The sequence below is a fragment of the Priestia sp. FSL H7-0729 genome (genome assembly GCF_038005685.1).
GTDB lineage: Bacteria > Bacillota > Bacilli > Paenibacillales > Paenibacillaceae > Paenibacillus.
In genome coordinates this window covers 93559-116452 of the sequence record NZ_JBBOTQ010000012.1, presented here as the reverse complement: position 1 = coordinate 116452, position 22894 = coordinate 93559, and the positions used below count along the sequence as shown (strand labels likewise).

The 22894-nt window shown below is 46.5% G+C and carries 14 protein-coding genes; 2 read left to right on the top strand and 12 right to left on the bottom strand.

Going from position 1 to position 22894, the window contains the following annotated elements:
• Positions 1–20 precede the first annotated feature (20 nt).
• From MHH93_RS22515 to MHH93_RS22500, 4 genes are all read right to left on the bottom strand, one after another.
• Entirely contained in the window at positions 21–4715 is a 4695-nt protein-coding gene (locus MHH93_RS22515; protein ID WP_500055845.1) for an S-layer homology domain-containing protein, read from the bottom strand.
• 375 nt (positions 4716–5090) lie between these two features.
• Positions 5091–6083 carry a phosphotransferase gene (locus MHH93_RS22510; RefSeq protein WP_500055844.1) on the bottom strand — a complete coding sequence of 331 codons (993 nt, stop codon included), beginning with the start codon at positions 6081–6083 and terminating at the stop codon, positions 5091–5093.
• A gap of 171 nt (positions 6084–6254) precedes the next feature.
• Positions 6255–8030, bottom strand: coding sequence for a SulP family inorganic anion transporter (locus tag MHH93_RS22505; protein ID WP_500055843.1), 1776 nt, complete (start codon positions 8028–8030; stop codon positions 6255–6257).
• A 165-nt stretch (positions 8031–8195) separates the two neighbouring features.
• Positions 8196–8525: an ArsR/SmtB family transcription factor gene (locus MHH93_RS22500; protein ID WP_500055842.1), complete on the bottom strand. Its 330-nt coding sequence runs from the start codon at positions 8523–8525 to the stop codon at positions 8196–8198.
• A gap of 131 nt (positions 8526–8656) precedes the next feature.
• Between MHH93_RS22500 and MHH93_RS22495 the strand changes: the two genes are divergently transcribed.
• On the top strand, positions 8657–9379 hold the full coding sequence (locus tag MHH93_RS22495; RefSeq protein ID WP_500055841.1) for a suppressor of fused domain protein: 723 nt from the start codon (positions 8657–8659) through the stop codon (positions 9377–9379).
• Between the two features lie 66 nt (positions 9380–9445).
• Here the strand turns inward: MHH93_RS22495 and MHH93_RS22490 are convergent, their stop codons facing one another.
• The 8 genes from MHH93_RS22490 to MHH93_RS22455 form a co-directional block, all read right to left on the bottom strand.
• Complete coding sequence (locus MHH93_RS22490) at positions 9446–11020, bottom strand: glycoside hydrolase family 43 protein (protein WP_500055840.1); 1575 nt, start codon at positions 11018–11020, stop codon at positions 9446–9448.
• Complete coding sequence (locus tag MHH93_RS22485; protein WP_500055839.1) at positions 11017–11916, bottom strand: carbohydrate ABC transporter permease; 900 nt, start codon at positions 11914–11916, stop codon at positions 11017–11019. Before MHH93_RS22485 ends, MHH93_RS22490 begins: the two co-directional genes overlap by 4 nt.
• Before the next feature lie 15 nt (positions 11917–11931).
• Complete coding sequence (locus MHH93_RS22480) at positions 11932–12906, bottom strand: ABC transporter permease (protein WP_500055838.1); 975 nt, start codon at positions 12904–12906, stop codon at positions 11932–11934.
• Between the two features lie 139 nt (positions 12907–13045).
• Positions 13046–14791: an extracellular solute-binding protein gene (locus tag MHH93_RS22475; protein WP_500055837.1), complete on the bottom strand. Its 1746-nt coding sequence runs from the start codon at positions 14789–14791 to the stop codon at positions 13046–13048.
• Positions 14792–14877: 86 nt separating this feature from the next.
• The gene (locus MHH93_RS22470) at positions 14878–16470 is read right to left on the bottom strand and encodes a response regulator (RefSeq protein WP_500055836.1); all 1593 of its coding nucleotides are present in this window, start codon (positions 16468–16470) and stop codon (positions 14878–14880) included.
• An 11-nt stretch (positions 16471–16481) separates the two neighbouring features.
• Entirely contained in the window at positions 16482–18284 is a 1803-nt protein-coding gene (locus tag MHH93_RS22465) for a sensor histidine kinase (protein ID WP_500055835.1), read from the bottom strand.
• 225 nt (positions 18285–18509) lie between these two features.
• Positions 18510–20690 (bottom strand): 1,3-beta-galactosyl-N-acetylhexosamine phosphorylase, encoded by a 2181-nt coding sequence (gnpA, locus tag MHH93_RS22460; protein ID WP_500055834.1) that lies wholly within the window; start codon positions 20688–20690, stop codon positions 18510–18512.
• Between the two features lie 13 nt (positions 20691–20703).
• Positions 20704–21723 (bottom strand): glycoside hydrolase family 88/105 protein, encoded by a 1020-nt coding sequence (locus tag MHH93_RS22455; protein ID WP_340031888.1) that lies wholly within the window; start codon positions 21721–21723, stop codon positions 20704–20706.
• A gap of 171 nt (positions 21724–21894) precedes the next feature.
• Here MHH93_RS22455 and MHH93_RS22450 point away from each other — a divergent pair, with 171 nt between their 5' ends.
• Entirely contained in the window at positions 21895–22836 is a 942-nt protein-coding gene (locus MHH93_RS22450; RefSeq protein WP_500055833.1) for an AraC family transcriptional regulator, read from the top strand.
• The last annotated feature ends 58 nt before the right edge of the window (positions 22837–22894 follow it).

The following is a 22894-nucleotide window of genomic DNA, read 5'->3' as shown; positions in this document are numbered from 1 at the left end:
TTTTAATAAGTATAGGCGAATTAGATTAATCCTGATTTTTGAAGCAGACGTTTAGCAATTGCTGCCACTTCAGCCCTTGTAATCGGGGCCTTTGGAGCAAGATTGCCCTGATTTCTTCCTGTAAAAATACCTGCTTGTACACTATCCACCATGCCGCGGTATGCCCAGGTGGAAACTTCGGACTTATCGGTATATTTCTCTAACTCCAACGATACAGATGTAGCAGAGAGTTTCCCTTTAAGACCCGTTAACACCATAGCTTTTGCAATAATCGTCATCGCTTGTTCCCTTGTAATCTTGTCGTCAGGGCGGAAAGTTCCATCTTCAAAACCTTCCAACAATTGATATTCATATGCTGTACTGATTGCTTGACTGTACAATGCATCATTTGCAACATCGGTGAAGGTATCTGCTGATGAACTCAGCTTCAGTCCCAGACCACGTACTAATACCATGGCGAATTCGGCACGTGTGATGTCTCTTTCCGGTGTGAACGTACCCTCCCCTGTTCCCTCCATCACCATACGCGAGCCCATATCGTTAACTTCAGATTTCGCCCAATGATTCTGAACATCATGAAATTCAATAGGATTCCATACGATGGAGTAGGTACTGTTGGTTAAACTGCTCACTTTAGCGAAATATTTTGAGTCATTAACCACGACCTGTGTGGGCACATGTCTGACAGACCCATCCTGTTCGATAACAACTCCCGTTGTAATGCGATTGGGATCGACTCCCGCAGGGATCGCGACTGTCCGTTCAACATATACGTTGAATTTTGTAATATTAATGGTTTGATCTCTATACGTACCGCGTGCTTCAAAATTATGCGTAGGGGCAACCAGTGTAAATCCATTTTTCTCAGCTGCATCTGCAACAATTTTCAACATCTCGGCTCCAGGCGTTGCGATTTCAATCTGAATTTGAATATCTTTCAGGTCGATGGACTGACCTAACTGAGTGGACAATGCTTGAATGTTAATTTGCTGAGAAGGCAACGTGTAGGTCGCAAAAGGCGCTTGAATTTTCAAGATCGCTCTTTTATCCTCCATGTTTTTGATCATCTGACCATTAAGTTCTCCAATCACAACGTCAGATGTTGTATTCAGCAAAATCGTAACCGTTGCACCGTCTCCTTCCGTGGACAGTTTTTCATCCAGTTTCGCAGAATCTACGGTAATTGTATTGATACTCCGACCATTGCTCTCGCTAAGCTTCGACGTACCGATTCGTTCTACTTTTCCGTTAACAAGTACGTCCACACCCGAACTGCCAGATGTTGTTGGCGCTGGAGTTCCTGACCCGGGTGGCTGAGCTGGAGTTGAATTGCCTCCCCCAGTACTTCCTCCACTGTTTCCGGTGTTGCCCTCTGTACTCGTTGGAGCCACTGGAGTGGTGGCATTAGACGGTAATGAAGACTCGCTTTTTCCTGAGGCATTTATGGCCCGCACGGTAAATGTGTAGCTCGTTCCATTCGTTAATCCAGTAACGACGATCGGGCTGCCTACGCCAGTAACTATGCTGTTTCCCGGTGAGACGGTTACTTCATACCCCGTAATTACACTTCCACCTTGATCTGCTGGAGGGTTGAAACTAACTGTAGCCTGCCCATTTCCAGCAATAGCTGTCACTCCCGTGGGTGCTGAAGCAACCGCTAGTGGTGTTGCAGTTACCTCATTAGACCCGGCACTTACACCACCAATTCCACCTGCTTTCACCATAAAATAATAGGTCGTTCCATTCGTTAGATTCTCAACACGATAATTTCCACCCGTAACAGTTGTAATCGCAGTACTACTAAACTGACCAGTTACCGTGGATAGATAAATATCATAATATGCAGCTCCTGGTACAATACTCCAATTCAAATCTACCTGGAGATTACCAGGTGTTGCGACTAGATTCTGTGGATTAGCTGGAGCATCTGGCAAATTAATCGCTTGTACGAATTGGAACGTTTCATCGACCATCTGATCTGCTGACACATGGATAGTTGCCGTATACGTACCTGCTGGTAAGCCATCCTTGATCTTGGCAGTAAAAGTCGTCGTTTCTCCAACAAGGAGCGTAGACAATATCGGTTGTGAGACGTTGTAGTCTGCTCCATGAGTCCCACCAGATGAGGTCTGTAAGTTAGCTAATACACCTGTACCGACGTTTTTTAACGTAACAGTTATCGTATCTTGACTCCCTGACACATAGCCTTGAATCAGAGCCGCCCCACTCTGGTTCGTAATATCCTCGACCATATAGGTTAGTGTCGCTTGAATCGTCATTTGAGCCGCATTCGTCGTCGTTGTGGTAGTTTTGTTTCCACTTGCACCATTATTGGTGTTCGTGACCACTGCATAATAGTAGGTCGTTCCTGCACTTGTTGTTGGCGCTGCATAACTAGCACCTGTTGCTCCACTAACTGGCGTGCCGCCTGTATTGCTATTCGTCGCATTGCTATACCATTGATAGCTTAGTGTGCCACCGTCACTGGTACTTGCTCCCACAGTTAGTGTCGGGCTGCTCGCTCCCTCGTTAGCTGTTTCGTTGGTCGGTTGTGTTGTGATCGTTGGTGCTGTTGCATTCACTAGCGCATTCACAGTCACTTGAACTGCATTAGTCGTCGTTGTAGTTGTCTTGTTGCCGCTTGCACCATTGTTGGTGTTCGTCACTACGGCATAATAGTAGGTTGTTCCTGCAGTTGTTGTGGGTGCAGCATAAGCAGAACTTGTTGCTCCACTGACTGGCGTTCCGCCTGTGTTACTGTTTGTCGCGTTGCTATACCATTGGTAGCTCAGCGTTCCTGCGTCACTCGTGCTTGCTCCCACACTCAGTGTTGGACTGCTTGCTCCCTCGTTAGCTGTTTCGTTGGTCGGTTGTGTTGTGATCGTTGGTGCTGTTGCGTTCACTAGAGAGCTTACCTCAACCTCAGCTGTATTCGTGATCGTCGTCGTTGTCTTATTGCCATTGACACCATTATTCGTGTTCGTGACCACCACATAATAATAGGTCGTTCCCGCACTTGTCGTGGGCGCTGTGTAGCTAGAGCTTGTTGCTCCGCTGACTGGGGTGCCGCCTGTGTTGCTATTCGTAGCATTGCTATACCACTGGTAGCTTAGCGTTCCGCCATCACTTGTGCTTGCTCCTACACTCAGTATTGGGCTGCTTGCGCCTACGTTAGTGCTTTGGTTCGTCGGCTGTGTGTTAATCGTTGGCGCTGCTGCGTTCACTATCACATTGACTAGAACCTGAGTTGCGTTACTGGCAGTTGTCGTTGTTTTGCTACCATTGACGCTGTTGTTGGTGTTAGTAACTACCACATAATAGTAGGTTGTTCCCGCACTTGTCGTGGGCGCTGCAAAACTGGAACTCGTTGCTCCGCTGACTGGGGTTCCGCCTGAATTGCTGTTGGTCGCATTGCTGTACCATTGGTAGCTTAGCGTTCCACCATCACCAGTGCTTGCTCCGATACTTAGTGTTGGACTGCTTGCCCCCACATCAGCGCTTTGGTTCGTCGGCTGTGTGTTAATCGTTGGCGCTGCCGCATTGACTATCGCATTGACTATAACCTGAGCTGCGTTACTGGCAGTTGTCGTTGTTTTGCTACCATTGACGCTGTTGTTGGTGTTAGTAACTACCGCATAATAGTAGGTTGTTCCCGCACTTGTCGTGGGCGCTGCAAAACTGGAACTCGTTGCTCCGCTGACTGGGGTACCACCTGTATTGCTGTTGGTCGCATTGCTGTACCATTGGTAGCTTAGCGTTCCACCATCACCAGTGCTTGCTCCTACACTCAATGTTGGGCTACTTGCTTCAACATCAGCGCTCTGATTCGTCGGCTGTGTGTTAATTGTTGGCACTGCTGCGTTCACTAGCGCATTGACTATAACCTGAGCCGCGTTACTGGCAGTTGTCGTTGTTTTGCTACCATTGACGCTGTTGTTGGTGTTTGTGACCACTGCATAATAGTAGGTTGTTCCCACACTTATCGTGGGCGCTGCAAAACTGGAACTCGTTGCTCCGCTGACTGGGGTACCACCTGTATTGCTGTTGGTCGCATTGCTGTACCATTGGTAGCTCAATGTTCCGCCATCACCAGCGCTTGCCCCTACACTCAGTGTTGGGCTGGTTGCGCCTACGTTAGTGCTTTGGTTCGTCGGCTGTGTATTAATCGTTGGCGCTGCTGCATTGACCACAGGATCATCAAGGATAATATCATTAATTCCAGGCCAGCTGTCCTTATCCGTTGAATATAGAAGAACTTTGTCCACATTATCAAAATCTGTACCTAAAGTAACTCGCTTAGAATTGTAGTTGTTCACTACATCATCATTGATGAACGGATGAGTCGCAACCTTAACTCCATCGCGATATCCTTCAATGACCAGATTGATTGTACCGTCACCCCAATTGGAATAGTAAAGTCCATTAATTTGGAATTTAGAAGAATCATTTTTTTGGATACCCATACCTTTCCAGCCGTCATTCGTCAGCTGTACATTATTAGCGGTGAGAAATGGGAAACCAGCATCGGTTAGTAACAGAAGGGGTTCGTTCATCTTGGTTCCACTTGTGTCAGTAATATTATAAAACTGATAAACTCTATTCGGGATATCATCGGATTCACCATCGCCATCTTCAGCGATGCCGTCTGCCCAGGCACTGCTATCTGTTGATTTAAACGTTACGGTAGCTGCGCCTGCTGCCGACGCAACTCCCATCCACGGAATTCCAAAAAAACCATTAGGGACAACTAAAATGAAACACAAAAGCGCGACTGAAACTCTCTTATACAAATTCACTGAACGGTTAATAGTCATCCATCCCTTTCTTATTCCAAAGTGAGAGCCCGCCTTCATCATCAATTAATTGATCAACCTCCAAATGATTCAAGATACATATATTTAATACAATCGTCACAATATAGCTAAATTCTTTGGTTTTTTACGAAAAATTATATAGATAAATATTTTATCCACTCATACTTTCTTGTATCACTGAGTTTAATAGCAAAAAAAGAGACTCATCTGCATATGCAGATGAGCCTCTCCGTTGTATTTTCACACTTAGATTTGAATACATTCCCTTCATAACTATTACACTATCCCCGTGTCCCGGAACTCTTCCAGAAAATCATTCAGCCAATCCTCGCCATAATCCAGCGCACCCATATCACTCTCGATAAAAGCAACATCCAGACCCATCACCCAGAACCGGCGAGCGATAATAAAGAGATCAACCGCCTGTTCGTCTGCATCCGTAAACTTCCGAACCGACCGGTATCCTTTCATCAACGAATCCCAGAGTCTTTGTTTCTGCTCCGAATCACCCGACTGCCGTTTCCGAATTTTCACTTGAGCCAGATCATACGCACGCCAGCTTTTGGCTGCCCATTCAAAGTCATAATGGATGAACTGATGCTTCTGTTGAAACACATTGTTATTCCCATGCATATCGCCATGGCACAGACCAAAGTCCAGGTCTTGTCTGGAGATCGCAACGATGCGTTCTTTTAACGTTGTGGCAAACGTATGGAGGAATGCTGCTGCTTCATGGTTCTCACCGATATACTGGATGATACGCTCTAGGGGTTCGTCGATGAGAAATTTTAGATCAAGCTCATATCGCGGCAGCTCCACGTTCACCTGATCCATAGCCTTATGCAATTCAGCGGCAGATTGACCAAAGACGTAACAAGACTCCTCATCCTCCAAGTTGTTCTCCGTACCCTCAATATACCGAAACATCACAGCAACCCGCTTGCCTTCTGCCGCCTCCAGCACCGTATATCCAGTGTCATCTTTCTTCTGAATATATTCTCCAATGTCGGTGTGTTCCGCAGAAGTTAGAACGTTCTTCAGTTGAGCTAATAACGATAGCTCATACTGAACATCTGCCTCCGAAATTTCAGTGCGGTAGATACGAAGAATATACATCCCACTGGACGTGCGAACTCGGTAGGTATCATTCAATCCTCTAAGCCAAAACAAACATCCTTCCCATGTTCCAATGTCATACTGATTGCTCAATGCAGACTCCAGATACCTGGGGTTAAGCACTGAACGTAAAGCAGTCGGTTGAATGGACATATGTATACTCCTTCAGTTTATATGATTATTTCTCATCTGATGAACGATGTAACCGTATTCACCTATCAACTTATAACATAGTCTATTTTTCATTAATTTTCCAGAATATATATTTCAAACGGGTTGGTGCATCAACGTTGGATTTCCAAAGTTCCCTCTCTCTTGCGTGGATTATACAGAACTGCTTGCATTGACCCGCTTCCCGGATTTCAGCAGGCTATTACGCTCTGGATCGGTTCCAGCGCTCGACAATGCCGCACATTCACGAAAGGCAAAATGTTTGCACCCCTTACACTTCTCCTCGTTCAAATGCTGTAACGCATAACTAATGGCTTCTCCAGTATGTTCAAACCGATGTGCAGGATTTAAACGCTCTAACAGACCCGTTCGTTTCAACATCTCAAGTGGCTGCTCCTGTATGCCCGATAACAATACAATCCCGCCCGATCGTTCAAAATGCTTGATTAAACTCGCCAGGTTGGATTCACCTGTCGTATCCATAAAAGGTACCTTACCCATGCGCAACAGCAAAATACCCGGTCGCCCATGAATCGAATCCATGACCGACTTTTCGAACATATCTGCCGCACCAAAAAATAAAGGTCCTTCAATCGTATATAAGCTGATCTGCGGGCAGTCATGTCCTTCCCGAACCATGTGGGCCATGACTTTCTCATGTTTATGCTCGGGATCGGGCAGTACTTTGGCAACCTTCAACATCTCACTCATCCGCTTCACAAATAAAAGGACAGCCAGAATCAACCCAACCTCTACAGCCGTCGTTAAACTTGTAAATACAGTAAGCAAAAAGGTAATGAGCAGAACGAGTGAATCGCTCGTTTTGGTTTTCATGACATGCATGAAGGATCTCCGTTCACTCATGTTCCAAGCCACCAGCATCAGAACGGGAGCCATACTGGCAAGAGGAATGTGGGATGCATATGGCGCAAAGAGAACAAGTACCAGCAGTACCACTACACCGTGAATCACGCCAGACCATGGCGATACTGCGCCGGATTTGATATTCGTTGCCGTACGTGCAATCGCTCCTGTTGCAGGAATCCCCCCGAATAGCGGCGTCACGATATTAGCAATCCCCTGCCCAATCAACTCCCGATTGCTGTTATGTCGGCTTCCGGTCATGCCATCAGCAACAACAGCAGACAATAACGATTCAATTCCACCCAGCATCGCTATTACAAAAGCGGGTTGCAACAAGTTCACGATACGCCCCCAAGTCATCTCAGGCACATGAAACTGAGGCAAGGCATTAGGTATGGCGCCAAAGGACGAACCGATCGTAGCCACCTGCCCTTCAAAAAAGAAAGCTGCGACTACCGTGGAAAGAACCAGCCCCACAAGTGATGCAGGCAGCTTTGGTGCAAACTTGGGCACAAGCAGAAGAACAGCCAGACAGACTCCAGCTGTAAGCACACTGTATATATTAATGGTCGAGATGTGCATCCCGATTTCTTTCATATTGGACCAAAAATCCTCATGCTTCTCGATGCCGCGAAGTCCCAGGAAATTCGTAATTTGTCCGCTAAAAATAATGACGGCGATCCCTGCTGTGAAACCGATCGTCACTGGCCTAGGAATAAACTTAATGAGCGCCCCAAGCTTGAATACGCCCATAAGTACAAGCATCAAACCGGCCATCATTCCGGCGATCAGCAGATTCTCATATCCATATTGCATCACTATGGCGAAGAGGATCGGAATAAATGCCCCCGTTGGCCCGCCAATCTGGAACTTGGACCCACCGAGCAAGGAAATGAGAATCCCTGCGATTACTGTGGTATATAATCCATACTCCGGTTTGACCCCGGAAGCGATGGCAAAGGCCATACCGAGTGGAATCGCAATGATACCAACAATCAGCCCCGATAACAGATCCTTGCGAAAAGCAGCAGCATTGTAACCTGCATATCTCCCCATCCATCTCATGTACAAAAACCTTCTTTTCTTTATATATTTGAATATTTGAATATAATCAAAAGACTACTCCCCTGCACCCCTCCTGTCAATCGGATTGCGCACAATTCCAGCAGGAAACCAACACAAAAAACAAGAACCTCCGGTCATTACACCCCGTTGCTCTTGTTTCTTGTGTCAGGACTCTTTACGAATATCTTCCAGCATGGTGATGGCATCAACCAGATGATTGTCAAAAATCTGTTTGGTCACTGCCAGCAGGTCCTTAATCAGCGGATCACGCAACGAATATGTAACAGTTGTCCCTTCTTTGATTCCCTGGACAACGTTTTTGCTGCGCAGTACAGCCAGTTGCTGTGAAACGGCAGAGCCTTCCGATCCCAGAATGCTTTGCAGTTCATTCACGTTCTTGGCTCCTTCACTCAGCAGCTCCAGAATCTGAATCCGCATCGGGTGCGCCAACGCTTTGAAAAAATCCGCTTTAAACTGTTGTATGCTCTGATTCATACGCTATGCCCCTTCAATCGAACTTTTGAAGATGCAAATATCATACCATAGAACGAGGTTCGGACTTCAATTCACATGATATGTTAAGATGAAACAGCAAGTACATTATACTGTGCAAGGGAGCTGTAAGCATGTCCAAACCATCCGAATATTCACCCTCCGGCGTTCCTATCCTTCGTCATAAAGATAGGAATCGTGAGTGGCAGTCTACTTCTTATGCAAAAGACGAATGGCTGGAGCAAATCGAGAACCATGCTGACCAATATCTCGGCGAAGCCGAGTCTGTGTTCCATGAGTTGCTGTCGGATAAGGTCCATATCGATGTTCATGTGATTCGTCCAACACCAGAGCGCAATTTTTACACATTGTACACCACCGGCATGAGCGCCTTACCTATGAACACGCCTGAAGATGCACAGGACTATAAGTACGCAGAGCTGATGATTTGTTTGCCACCGGATTGGCCTCTATTAGAGGAGGAACTGGAGCAGGTGGACAACTACTGGCCAATACGCTGGTTAAAAACGATGGCTCGCTTGCCGCATGACTACGATACCTGGCTAAGTTGGGGGCATACGGTGCCGAATGGTGATCCGGCAATGCCATTTTCCAATAACACAGACATGTGTGCCTTCATCGTGTTGCCTCCACTTGAGACCGATGAGGATTTCCTGACGCTCGACATGAAAGATGGACAGACTGTGCACTTCTATGCAATAATCCCCATTTACATAGAGGAGCTTGAGCACAAGCTAGAATATGGTTTGGACGCTCTGCTAGACCGATTCGAAGAACATCATGTGAACGAACTTTTATATGTAAACCGAATCAATACCTGTGGGGATGCTTCATAAACGCGGACTGGAAAAAGCTCAACCCTTAGCATCTGCTGCTGGATTGAGCTTCCCTTTTTATTTACGTTAGTACGAACCATATTCAAACCAGTCAAAGTCCGCTACCTGATCCGATGAAGTCCCGTTGCTGCTGCTAAACATTCCGATACAGCAGCCAACAAAGCCACCGGCCACTTCGGTGCTCAAGCTGCTTGTATCCACCTGTTCCGCAACCGGATGATACTGACTTCCATCTGTGCTGTAATAGAAGTTTAGTTGCTGACCTGTCGCGGCCAGTTTGATATACACTCGTGATACTTCATCATCCAGCGCGGTTTGGGCAATGTGGTTATCTTGACCATCTGTAACGGTCACCACACGCAGCACCTGCTGATTCTCGGCCAGGGCACGCTCAATCCGTATGTGATACTGATCGTTCTGAATGACGACGAGACCAGCAATTTCGTATGCATTCCCAGGCACAAATTCCATCGCTGTAGCCGCCACGTAGTCCATATGCCTTTGTCGTAGGCAGACAAAGCTGGAATTCTCTTTTTCCTTCAATGTTTGCGGTTTCAGCTTCAATCGCAGATATCCCTTGCGCTCAGTCAAAGAGTACAGGTTCTCCTGTGGGTTACGCAGGAACATCCATTGCAGACCCAGATGTTCATTGTCAAAGTGATCGCAGCGCAGCGGCGGCGGTGTGTGTACAGTTGGCAGTTGCAGGGTTCCTTGCTCTTCCAATATACCTCGCCCCTTATTCACCACGGGCCATCCATCCTCCCAATCGACGGAAGCCAGGAAGGTCTCTCTGCCCAGGTTGCTATAACTCCCTCCGTACGGGCGGGAGGCCAGCATAACCATGAACCATTGACCATTCGCAGCCTGTACCAGATCGGCATGCCCTACATTGATTACCGGATAATGCTTACCGAGATGACGATGTGTAATGATTGGATTATTCGGATTTCCTACGTAACCTTCAGTAAGACTGCTGCTGCGTGCAATGGTTACCGCATGGTTCAATCCCGTCCCGCCTTCTGCGATCAACAGATAATAATATTCACCAATTTTGTACAAATGCGGCCCTTCCGGCCAGATCACATCCACCATCGCCCCGCGCCACAGGACGTGGCTATCTCCCACCAGCTTCATACTGGTCAGATCAAGCTCTCTTAACCAAACTTCCCAATTGCCATTATAACGAACGCCTTCAGAACAAGGACGTGTACCAAGGTAATACGCTTTGCCGTCATCGAAGAAAATCGTAGGGTCTATGCCTTCTGCGCCTTCGATAAAATAAGGATCAGACCATGGCCCAGCCGGATCGGTAGCGGTTACAACAAAATTGCCGCCATGTGATACGTTGGTTGTAATCATATAGAAGGTGCCTTCATGATACCGAAGCGTTGGAGCGAATATCCCCTGTGAATGGCCTGCTCCCTGAAGATTTAATTGCGAAGGGCGGTCCAGCACATTGCCAATCTGTTCCCAATGTACAAGATCACGACTGTGAAAGATCGGAACGCCAGGGAAATAGGCAAATGTCGATGTCACCAGATAGAAATCCTCACCCACACGGCATACGGACGGATCTGGATAAAACCCGGGCATAATCGGATTATTAAACGTGCATTGTTCGCTTTGAGTTGCATTTTTCATTCTTTTACCCCTCCAATGGTTAGTCCAGTCACAAAGTATTTTTGCAAGAACGGATACAGTAAAACGATCGGCATGGCCGTCACAACTGTGATCGCTGCCCGAATGGATACAGGCGTCACCATGTTGGTTACATTTTTGTATGAATCCACGTTGACGGTTCCCCCCTGTGAGGTCGCAGAGGATAACAATTTCATCAGCTCATACTGCAAGGTGGTCAAATTCCGATTTCCCGCCGTGTACAACATGGAGTCAAACCAGGAGTTCCACTGACCTACAGCAATGAACAATGCGACCGTAGCCAGCACCGGCTTGGATAGAGGAAGTATGATACGCATGAATATCCGAAAATCTCCGGCTCCATCCATCTTCGCGGATTCAATCAATCCCTCCGACAGTCCCTGAATGTAGGTACGAATGACGATCATGTTGAACACCCCGATCAAGCCGGGAATAATGTATACCCAGAAGCTGTTCAGCAGCCCCACTTGTTTGATCAGCATGTATCCCGGAATTAAGCCGCCGCTGAAATACATCGTCATGACGAACAGCGTCGTGACCAGTTTGTTAAACATATACTCCTTGCGGCTCAGCACATAGGCCAGCATGGCTGTACAAAACAGCTGTACAACCGTTCCAATCACAGTTCGGGCGACCGAAACAAATGCGGCTTGTGTCAGATTCGGGTTCTGGAATACGGAGACGTAATTTTGCAGCGTCCATTCCCTCGGCCAGAGATATATCCCCCCGCGGATCGTATCCAGCCCGTTATTGAAAGATACGGCAATGGTGTTTAAAAAAGGATATAACGTAACAACCATGACAAGCAACATAAATATGCCATTGGTGATGGAAAAAATAGAGTCTCCCAAGCTTCGTTTTCTACTAAATCGCTTCACGGCTATGCCCCCTTATCATATCAATCGCTCTTCACCAAGAGACTTGGCAATCCCATTGGCGATGAATATGAGCACCAGACTGACCACACTTTTGAAAATGCCTGCTGCGGTGGCAAGTGAGTAGTTACCTAGATTGATCCCGTATTTTAGAACAAAAATGTCGATCGTCTCGGATACATCCTGTACCAGTCCGTTCCCCAGCAAGTATTGAATCTCAAAACCTGCGTTCAGTATGTTACCAACGTTGATGATAAGCAGGATAATGATCGTTGGTTTGATGCTTGGAAGCGTGACATTGAACATTTTCCGAAAGCGTCCTGCTCCGTCGATGGAAGCTGCCTCGTATAAGCTCGGATTAATCGACGCCATGGCCGCAAGATAAATAATCGTGCCCCAACCAATTTCCTTCCACATGCTGGACAGGCCCACAATTCCCCAGAAGTATTTGGGTTCGGCAAAAAAGTTGATTGGTGCCTCAATCAAGCCCAATTTCGTCAGCAGGACATTCACAATTCCTGTTTCCGTTGACAATACATTCGCAACGATCCCCGTTACGATAATCCACGACAGAAAATGCGGAAGGTACGAAACTGTCTGCACTACGCGTTTGAACAAAACCATCCGCAGTTCATTCAATAAGAGCGCCAGACCAATCGAGCCGACAAATCCCAGAAACAGACTGATCAGGCTCATCGCCAGCGTGTTGCGAATGACACGTAAAAATGTGGGGTCTGTGAATAACGTCCGAAAATGATCTAGCCCCACCCAATCCTGTTCCATAAAACCAATGCCAGGTCTATAATTCTGAAACGCCATCAACCAGCCCCATAATGGTCCATACGCAAAAATAGCGATAAATGCAATAAACGGAAATGACATCCACATTAATTGTCGCTGACTTTTCATTCTGGACAGGTTGTACCCGATCCAGCTTGTTCCCGCTGGGATATGGCTGGTCTTTAACGAAGGCTGCAACTCCTTTTTGGCCATGTTTTTTCTCTCCTTGCTTACGAGTTTATCTATATCATCCAGTCTGGATGAATCGATTCCATATTCCTATCCAATCTCCCGAATCTGGCGTGTAAGAAAGGCTACGGGGTTCCCCATAGCCTTTCTATGTGGCAGGCCTTTATCCCCACAGTTCCATGCGTCTGCGGACTTCTTCCGTCAGCGCATCTTCATACGCTTTAATATCTGCACTTTCCTTGAGCGTGGCTTGATATTCTTCCCAAGCTTTATCAAATTCGGCTGGTGAAGTCATAATCACTTTGGGCAGCCATTTGCGTTTTACATCGTCCATCTTCTGTTTGGCGATGGTCTCCGGTTTATTCGGTTCGAAATTATAGGTATAGATTGGGAACCATGGTTCATTTTCCTCCGCAGGCTCCAGGAAGTCGGTAAACTTCGTATATCCATAAGCCTTCAGCACTTTTTTGTCGATGTCATTCAATGTGGCAAGGTACTCCTCCGGCTGCTCCTTAGGATCAAGGGCGTTCTTCCCGTCAGCGGTCATGCCTTCATGATGTGGGAAATAAACCAACGGGCTTCCCGTATTCGCCAGCACCCAGTCCGGATCTTTGGAATTCGCACGTTGCTCTTCATTTCTGGAGAACACGCCTTTGTCATCCACTTGGTAATCCACGCCTTCCTGTCCCCAGGTTCTCAATACCTCCATCTTAGGGTCCAACAAATCATTAATATATTGAAGTGCCCCCTCGATATCCTCGCAGCTCTTAGTAATGGCCAAGCCGCCATTTACGTTAAGGATTGGATTGTTCTGATAGCGCCCTTTAACATCCTCGGAGAGTGTAATGGACAACGGTACATAGGTCTTGTCATACAATTTTTGCTTCACGAGAGATGCCTCGGCGTCAAGGAACTGCCATCCTTGATCCACCATGCCCAGCACACGTCCGGTTGAAATTTTGGATATATATTGATCATAGTTTGCTGTAAAGGTTTCGTTATCGACCAGGCCTTGATGATATACCTCATTGATCTTCTTGAAATATGCCTTCGCTTCCGGAGTGGTATTGTAGTTTTTGGCCGTCAGCGTTTCTTTATCAACAATGGCTGCGCCCTCGTTAGGATAACCAGCCATGAAGAGCGGAGGATTCTCCAGTGCGAAATAACGCCAGTCATAGGAGATAATTTCAAATCCAATCGTTGGCTGACCATCAACGGTAGGGTGAGCTGCTTTATATCGTTCAATCAAGTCAAAGTATTGGTCAAGTGTTTTGATTGTCGGATAATTATCCCACTCGAGTACGGCCTTCTGAATCCAGAACGCTTCTCCATCATGGGATACTTTCATCGATTTTTCTTGTATATTGCCGAATTGAGGAATGAAGTAGATATGTCCATCGGTCGTATTTTTCATCTTCTTCCAGTCTTCGCCCAGGTAATTTTTAATGTTTGGATATTTATCGATGTAATCCTCAAGCGGTACTAATGCCCCCGCTGCTACCAGTTGCTGAGTACCATCACTTCCATCGATAAAATCGGGATATTCACCGCCTGCAATGAGCACACCAATTCGCTCTTTGGCTGTTTGGCCCGTAAGCCAGTCCATCGTAACTCTGACGCCTGTTTTCTCCTCAATAGCTTTTAGCACCCGATTATCGTCAGGCGCAATTTTTCCCGGTACGGCAAAAAATGCAGAAAATTGTTTCAGTTCCCTTCCATCTGCTGTCTTTTCCCCTTTTGAGGACGATCCCGGTGTACATCCAGCGAGTGCGATGACCAGTATTAAAGCTAGCAGAGTACTATACCTGATTCTTTTTCTAACAACCTTTTTCATCATGACCCCTCCATCGATTATATTGACAGAAGCTTTTTGGAAAGCGCTTTCCAAAGGCTGACTTAAAATTATCATGCTTCCATTCCCCTCTCAACGGGATAAACTATAGTTGGAATCCCACTAATTCCAGTATCTGCGAAAAAAAATATCCCGTCACTCCGTCAAGGAGTACAGGATGTTGAATCAATAGAGTACGCAGCATGGGCACTTTTGCGATATTGTGCAGGCGTCTCCCCCATGAGTTTCTCGAACCGGCTAATAAAGTAATCGGAATCCCGATATCCCACCATTGTTGCGATTTCGTATACTCTTTGATCTGTTCTGCGCAGCAACCGGGCGGCTTCCTCAACACGCAATTGATTCAGATAATCACTGAAGCTGATCGAGTAATGCTTTTTGAAAATCTGTCCCAGATATGCACTGTTCATGTAAAACTGCTCTCCGAGCAATTTTAGGCTGATATTTTCTCTGTAATGCTCGTGAATGAAGACCTCAATTTTGGCTAATACGCCCATCGCATTCGACTTTTGCTGCTCCTTCAGTTTCTCTGCGCACATGAGCGCGAACTCGCATAGATGATCAATGTTTTCCTCCATGGATAACATGGCGTAGTTCACCTTCAGAAAAGCCGATTCCAGCAGCCCGGAATCTGGATTAACCGTATCGTCATTCACGAGTTCCAGCAGATTGTATGCCAAATAATGCAAGTGGATTCGGACAATACCAGGCTCGATTCGCTCATCCAGAAAATATTGAAAAATGGCCTTTGCATGACTGTGTAACTCATCCGTCTGCTGTTCCTCAATAGACTTGACCAGCCCATCAAACAATTGTTTTTCGAGCTGTCCCGGCCGATGAACAAATAAGGTCGTATCCATAAGTTCGAAGTAATACATGGGCCCACAAGTGGTGAAGAAACGTAAGCTTTTCATTATGCCGCAGGATTGATAAGACTCGTGCAGCGCCTCCAACTCATGTACTTCCTGCCCGACATAACAAGCAATAGCCGCCTCTTGGCCTTGGCTCAGATCGGCATGCAATCGGGTCAAATATTGCTCCAAGGCCACTGCCTCACGGTTCACCATCAGGTCCGTAACCATGAGCAGAACCGCATTCTTATCACCTGTGAACGGCTTCAAAACTTGTCCCGGAAGGGGCTTGCCCACCCATGCCTCAACCCGTGCACACCAATCCGTGTCCTGTTCCGGACCGGCTTCCGCCTCAATCAGGATGCAGCGCAGTATACCGGCATCTTGATAGTGGGGCTGCAAACTCGTAACCGCATCCTCTTCCGCCACCCCAAGCAAGATCGACTGCATATGCTGGGCCATAATCATTCGGTCCTTTTTTTGCTGATATCGCTTCTCTTCCATCCGCGCATGAAATGCGCCCCTGAACTCCTCAAGCACCTGAACCAGTTCGGTCTTCACAATAGGCTTGAGAATATAGTCGTTCACCTGATATTTAATCGCCTGCTTGGCATATCCGAACTCATAGAATCCACTTAGCAGAATCAGCTTGATCTCACCGCTATATTGCTCGTACAAGGTTTGGGCAAGCTGCATTCCGTCCATTTCCGGCATCTTGATGTCAGAAATGACCAGATCGGGCTGCTCAGCACGTATGCACTCCAAGGCCTGCATGCCATTGGAAGCCTGACCGCAAATCTGGAATCCGTAAGACTCCCAATCTATCAATAAAAGAAGTCCTTGGCGAATAAATGGCTCATCATCTACAATCAGCACATTGATCATATCCTCACTCCTTATTCTTGAGATGCCTGCATAAGAGGAATTTGAATGCCTATCGTTGTTCCCTTCCCCTTTTCACTGAATATGTGCACTTGAACGAAATCATCAAAATACATCCGCAACCGAATATATGCATTCATCATACCAATGCTGGTAAGCTCGATCATCCGATCCATACTCGGGTCTTGCATCATTTTACGGAGCGAGGTCAGCTTGTCCTGATCCATACCGACTCCGGTGTCTCGAATGGAAATGTACAGCTCCTTGCTTCGAATTTCGAATAATACCTCCACAACCCCATCATTCGACGTTCCTTCAATGCCATGGATACAAGCATTCTCCACAAAGGTGAGAACGGTCAGCTTGGGTATCATCATCGCAGCAATGGATTCGTCTGTCATCCTGATTGCGAATTGCAGCTTTTCGCCAAAGCGATACTGCTGGATACTCAAATAACTCTCCACGAAATGGATTTCCTCTGCAATTGTGATCAGATCGTCGCCCCAATTAATCGTCTGACGCAGCAGCAGTGCCAGTCTATGAATGACATCGGAGGTCTCAAGCTCTTGCTTGATCAAGCTCCGCATACGGATCGTTTCCAGTGTGTTGAACATGAAATGCGGATTCACCTGACTTTGAAGGGCTTTTAGCTCCGCCTGCTTCTTGGAGAGCTCAAGGGCTTGCCGCTCCACCTGACCCTTAAATACAATCTCAATCAGATTCTTGATCTTGATGACCATCATGTTATAACTATGGGTCAGGCTACCGATCTCGTCCTTGCCCACAGGTCCAGATATCACCTCAAATTTCTCATGCTTCACTTGATCCAGATGCTTCGCTATCCGATCCACTCTGATGACCAGTGATCTGGATATCAACCAGATCAGCAGTGTCGGTACCAAGAGATTAAGAATGATCAACAACGTCAAATTAAGCTTGGAATTAATGATCTCTGACAGAACGTCCAATTTCTCCGTGCTGACGACAATCTGCCAATCCTCGGATACGACGGGAATGGATTGCATGGATTGAACAGGGTCAATTGTACTGTTCGTAATCAGATTAAATGGCTTTCGAGTCTGATTCATCTTTGAATCGTTCGAAAAAATGACCCTGTCGTCGGAAACGACATACACTTTCCCGTTCGCTCCCTCATTTTTAAGCGATTTGTTGATGAAGGCGTAGTCCAGATCAACTTTTAACACCTTTTCAACCTGCTGCTCCCCAAAGTAATCCAGCTTACGAATAATGCTGACTTTGCGTCCTCCCTGACTTTGCGACATCTCTGCCTGCTGCTTGTCAAAATACGAATAGATCATGATATGGTCACTCGTGTTCATCAGCGCTTGATACCATTCACTTTTCTTCACCTCATCATCCAGCTTAATGAAGTTTCCCCCATTGACGAATGTATCATTGCCCACATAAAACGTAATTTGGTTCACCTGCTGATAACTGTAATAGTACCTGACCAGATTATTGTTGCTAAGCATCTCATAGTAGGCAGAGTAATAGTCTTCCTGATCGCGATACTTGTACTCCATGAAACGGTTCAGCGTTCCATCGGTATAGAGAAAATTGGACACATACAAGCTATTGTCTATACTGTTCCGCAGGTTGAACTTGATCCTTTGCTGCATTTCATTGAATCGGCTATGCTCCTTCTCCTCAATGTTACCTTTGATGCTTTGGTAAAATACGGTATTCGTGACCAGCACTGGAACCAGCACACAAAAAATGAACAATATGTACAACTTCGTTTTGAGACTCCAGTCTTCCAGAAACTGAATGCGCTTACAGTCCTTCTTGCGGCTCATGTCTTATCGTTGTCTCCTCTTACATTGACATCCATATTATTATAACGAGTAGGAGAACGATTGGGTACTCAAAATGTGAATTTACGGGTGAACTAAGAAAATATAGAATCAATGAAAATATGTTTACTCCCGCCGCATCAAAATAAGCCCAGCACCGACAGATCTGTCGTACACTTGGGCCTTTTTGAAGCTACCAATGGGTAACCGTTCTCACATCCTTGATACCTAAACCAATCTCAGATCCCCAATCTTGGTGATTACCGTATCATACGGATCTAATTCCACAGTCTGTTTTCCATGCTCCGTATCAATCGTCGTGGACTGAACCTGATCGCTGTTATTGATCACTACCAATATGTTGCTCTCAGGGTAGTAGGCACATTCGGTATACAAGTTATCCGGAATATACTTCGTGTCACCCATCTCATTCCCGGCAAAACGAATCAGATTCTGTAGTAATCTCGTATTTTCCCAGTTGAATTCGAATGAAGACAGATAGATCCCTTTTCCTTTACCAAAAGCATGTGTGGACAACGTGATGTTACCATCCGTCTCGTGCAATACCTTGGCTGTCCCATCCGTTAGATAAATGTTACCTTTACCTTTTGACGATATATTAGCCTCTGCTGGCACCAGGCCGTGTTCATCTTGAGCCTCATACGACCATTTTCCATGAACAACTCTGGCACCTGTATCCTCATCCACACCAAGCACATGCGCCATTCTGAAAAAGGTGTCGTATCCGTGGACCGCTGAAGGCTGGTTGATCCCCATAAAGGTACCACCTTCGTACACCCACTGGGTCAGGATGTCTACACTGTGGTGGTCATTCCAGTGTGCTCCACCACTCCAGGCAGAACCAGCGGAACCCGCATTAATGACGACATCCACATGCTTTAATACACCTTGACGAATATCATCAAAATCAATGAATTTGACCTCAATCGGCAACCCGGATAAGGCTTCATTCACATGAATCAGATCATGCATATGCGTCTCATGAAAATGACCGGACAAGGTCCACGATCTTAACTTGCCCCAGCTATGCAGAACGGCTACCTTTGTCTTGATCTGATAAGGCTTTCCAGCCTGATGCAGAACCTTCATATCCCTGAACTCATGAGCAATCTTCTCGATGTAATCCACAAAGTCGGGATAAGGCTCTACCAGATGCAGATATCCACCCAGTCCAATCCGGTCGATCGGTTCCCGAAGCAGCGCACGTCGGATATTAATCCAATATTTCTTTGCATCCAGTGTAGGGTCTCCGCCCTCTTTGAACGTAGGAAGCCCTCCTAAGCCAACCGGAAACAAGTAGGGATGCAATCGAATCTCATGGGTATTGACCTTAACGCCCGAGCACATTCTCGCCTCATAACCGGAGAACACACATTTAATCATGCCGTCGAATCCAAACTCCTCAAAGCGATCATTGTACGGCTCCATGCCTACCCAGCTGTCATCATAGAAGACATACGCCAGCTTGTCATGCTTGTGCACCATATCAATCAATTTCTTACCAAATTCAATCACAAAGTCATTGATAAATGCCATCCAATCCAGTTTGCGCTGATCCGCAGGCATATGAGTGACCTGATATTTACCGCCATTCACAAAGTCCTCGGCCGAGAGTGAATAGCCAACTTTTTGAGCAAACAGATCCAGTGCTCTCGAACTTACCGTGAAATCGTATGAACCCCAATCCGAGAACAGATGGCGATTCCGCTCGTCACTGCCCCAGATCCAGGCGAAATTATAGAAGAGGGATGTAAAACGGACAACCGTTGTTTCCGGATGATCTTGGCACCACTTTTCCATCCAATCCAGCAGATAGGTTTGCGTGTCTGTATAGATTGGATCAATCTGCATCAGGTGCTCTTTGTTCCAGTTATTTGTCGTATGATTGTACATGGAGATCTCTTCCCATATCCGATAAACCATGAAACTCACGGTGTATTTATGCCAGGGAGCAACACCAGTAATGACAACATTGCCCGATTCCCTCTCATAATTCCATTGCCCTCTAGGAACTTCTTCTCCAGTCGTTCGATCATACACTTGCCAATATTTAAACGCTTCTTTCGAATCGTTCACCCTGAATTGTTCAGCGAAGAAATCCTCCATCAGATAGATGGATACATAATCTTGCACAGCAACCTTCGGATTTGTAATGAGAAAACATTGCTGCAGCTTATCCAGATTACGGGATGCCCACTCATTATGATCCCGAATGATGCAAATGGTTGAATAGATGCCATATCCGGCATTGATAATCTCATCAGACAATTTCGTACCGTCACTGTCACGGATTACATCGGCACCCCAGCGATCGGCAAGTTCCAGCGTCAGTGCCTCATAACCGGACTCTCCCGGTAGTGTAAAAGAGCCTTTGGTTGGTTTGGACAATTGGGTTCCCTCCCTATCTCAACATGTCGGACAGAAAAGCGAGTGCCAGGCCCTGACCCCAGCCCTGAATCCAGTCTTTTGGAATATTGCGATAGCCATCCCGATCCTTCATCACGGCTGTACCACCAGATACCCCAAGCACGCGCCCATCTTCGCTTATATTGTTCAGGATGCCCTCCAGTGCCTTTTGCACATATTTGGTATGCAGTGGATTGCCGTTATTGATCATGGCTGCTGCAATACCAGCGGAAGCCGATACCTCTTCATACGATTCTTCGTCATCCAAAACCGTACGCCACAAGCCGTTCTCGGTCTGTACCAACTTGAGAGCCGCCAATTGATCGCGCAGAGCACATTCTACATCCATACATTGCGGATACAAATACCAGTCGTTCAATTGCGGCTTCACTTGAGACATCGTATAGGCTCCCCAAGCGTTCGCTCTTCCCCAGTAAAATCCGGACATGTGGTCCTTGTTGATATTGTTATAACCGTGATACCACAGACTGCTGCTTGGATCTTGAAGGTATTTGATGTGCCAGTAATACTGATTCAGCGCATCCTGAATCATGGCTTCATCTTTTAATTTGCTACCTACGCGGAGCAGGAAAAATGCCGCCATAAACAAAGTATCCGCCCACGCCTGTTCCGGGAAATCATTGGAGACGGATACCGTATGCTGAAGCACATTGTCTCCAAAACGAAGGGCATGGTTCTGAAGATAATCGACTTTGCTGAGGACAATATCCCAATATTTCTGATCCCCGGTTTCTTCATATAACGTGATGAGCACATGACCCATGGCACATGTATTTACCGTCCAACTGGGCAGACCCAGCTCAATATATTCATCCGCCCACTTCACCAGCCTGTCCAGAATCTCTTGGTTTCCTGTCGTCTGATAGGCTCTGGATACCCCATAATAAGCCACACCGCCGGGCCAATCCCATGTCAGATCCATATCCAGTGTTTTCTTGGTCACGTTCTCAATCACGTTTAGAATTTGTTCCCTGTCATATTTCACTTGAAGCATTGTTATTCCCCTCTCCCTGCGCACACGCCCCCAAGTGCGCCCTGAGAGGTGTCCGTCCATTTTTGTAAACGCTTTACTTATCCCATTGTACGCAGTAAAATAGTCTCAATCTAAGCATATTCACAACAAAACTGCGCAATTTCAATCATTTATACATGGGAGCGCTGGAAAATGCCCAAACCGAAGAAACCTGTCATTGAATATCGTCATTATTGCCTGCCCATTGATTTTCCTGTCCTGTTACTCAGTGGAGACCGCTGGAGAATATCCGATATCAAGAGTGAGCATCTTCATTTCCATAACCACATGGAGATTGGCATCTGTTATTCCGATGGAGGCATCATGGAGATTAAGGGAGAATCCGTACCTTTTCGAGCAGGCGATGTCACGTTCATTCCCCGCTATCTTCCGCATACCACGTACAGTTCACCTAATAATGCCAGCCTGTGGGCTTATATCTTTTTTTCACCGGAAGAACTCTTCCGCCATTCGCTCAGAACAGCCCAAAGTCACATTGAACCGAATCTATGGGCCATTCAGGGGACCAATTGCATTCTGAATAAAGAACAACATCCCAAAATTCACATGCTCGCAACATCAGTAGTCGAAGAAATGAAGCAGCAGTCCCCCTACTATCGGGAGAGCGCGTACGGCTTGTTGATGTCTCTGTATATCGAACTGCTCCGAATTCATTCGAGCAACGAAAACTGGTCAGCGCAGAATCAGGAACGGGACCTCCAAGGTGACTTGGTCATCTCACCCGTGCTGGAGTTTATCACCCAAAATTATATGATGCCTGTGACCATCGATTACCTCGCGGATCTGTGCCATCTAAGCACGACACATTTTCGTCGCAAGTTCCATGAGATCATGGGAACCACACCGCTCGATTTTCTGAATAGTACCCGGATTGAAGAGGCATGCAAGCGATTAAAAAGTACGGACGCCTCCATTCTCTCCATCTCGGAGCAAGTCGGCTTCCGATCCATCTCCAGCTTTAACCGCTGCTTCGCCAAACTGATGGGAGCATCGCCCAAAGCTTGGCGCAAAGCGGCTCATACCGAATCACAGTCTGCAAAAGCATCCATTTTGGAATTCACGGGGTGGGTATGAATTCATGTACGCAATAATAAACAGAAAATTTTGTCGAAATATGATTGCGCCCCCCAGG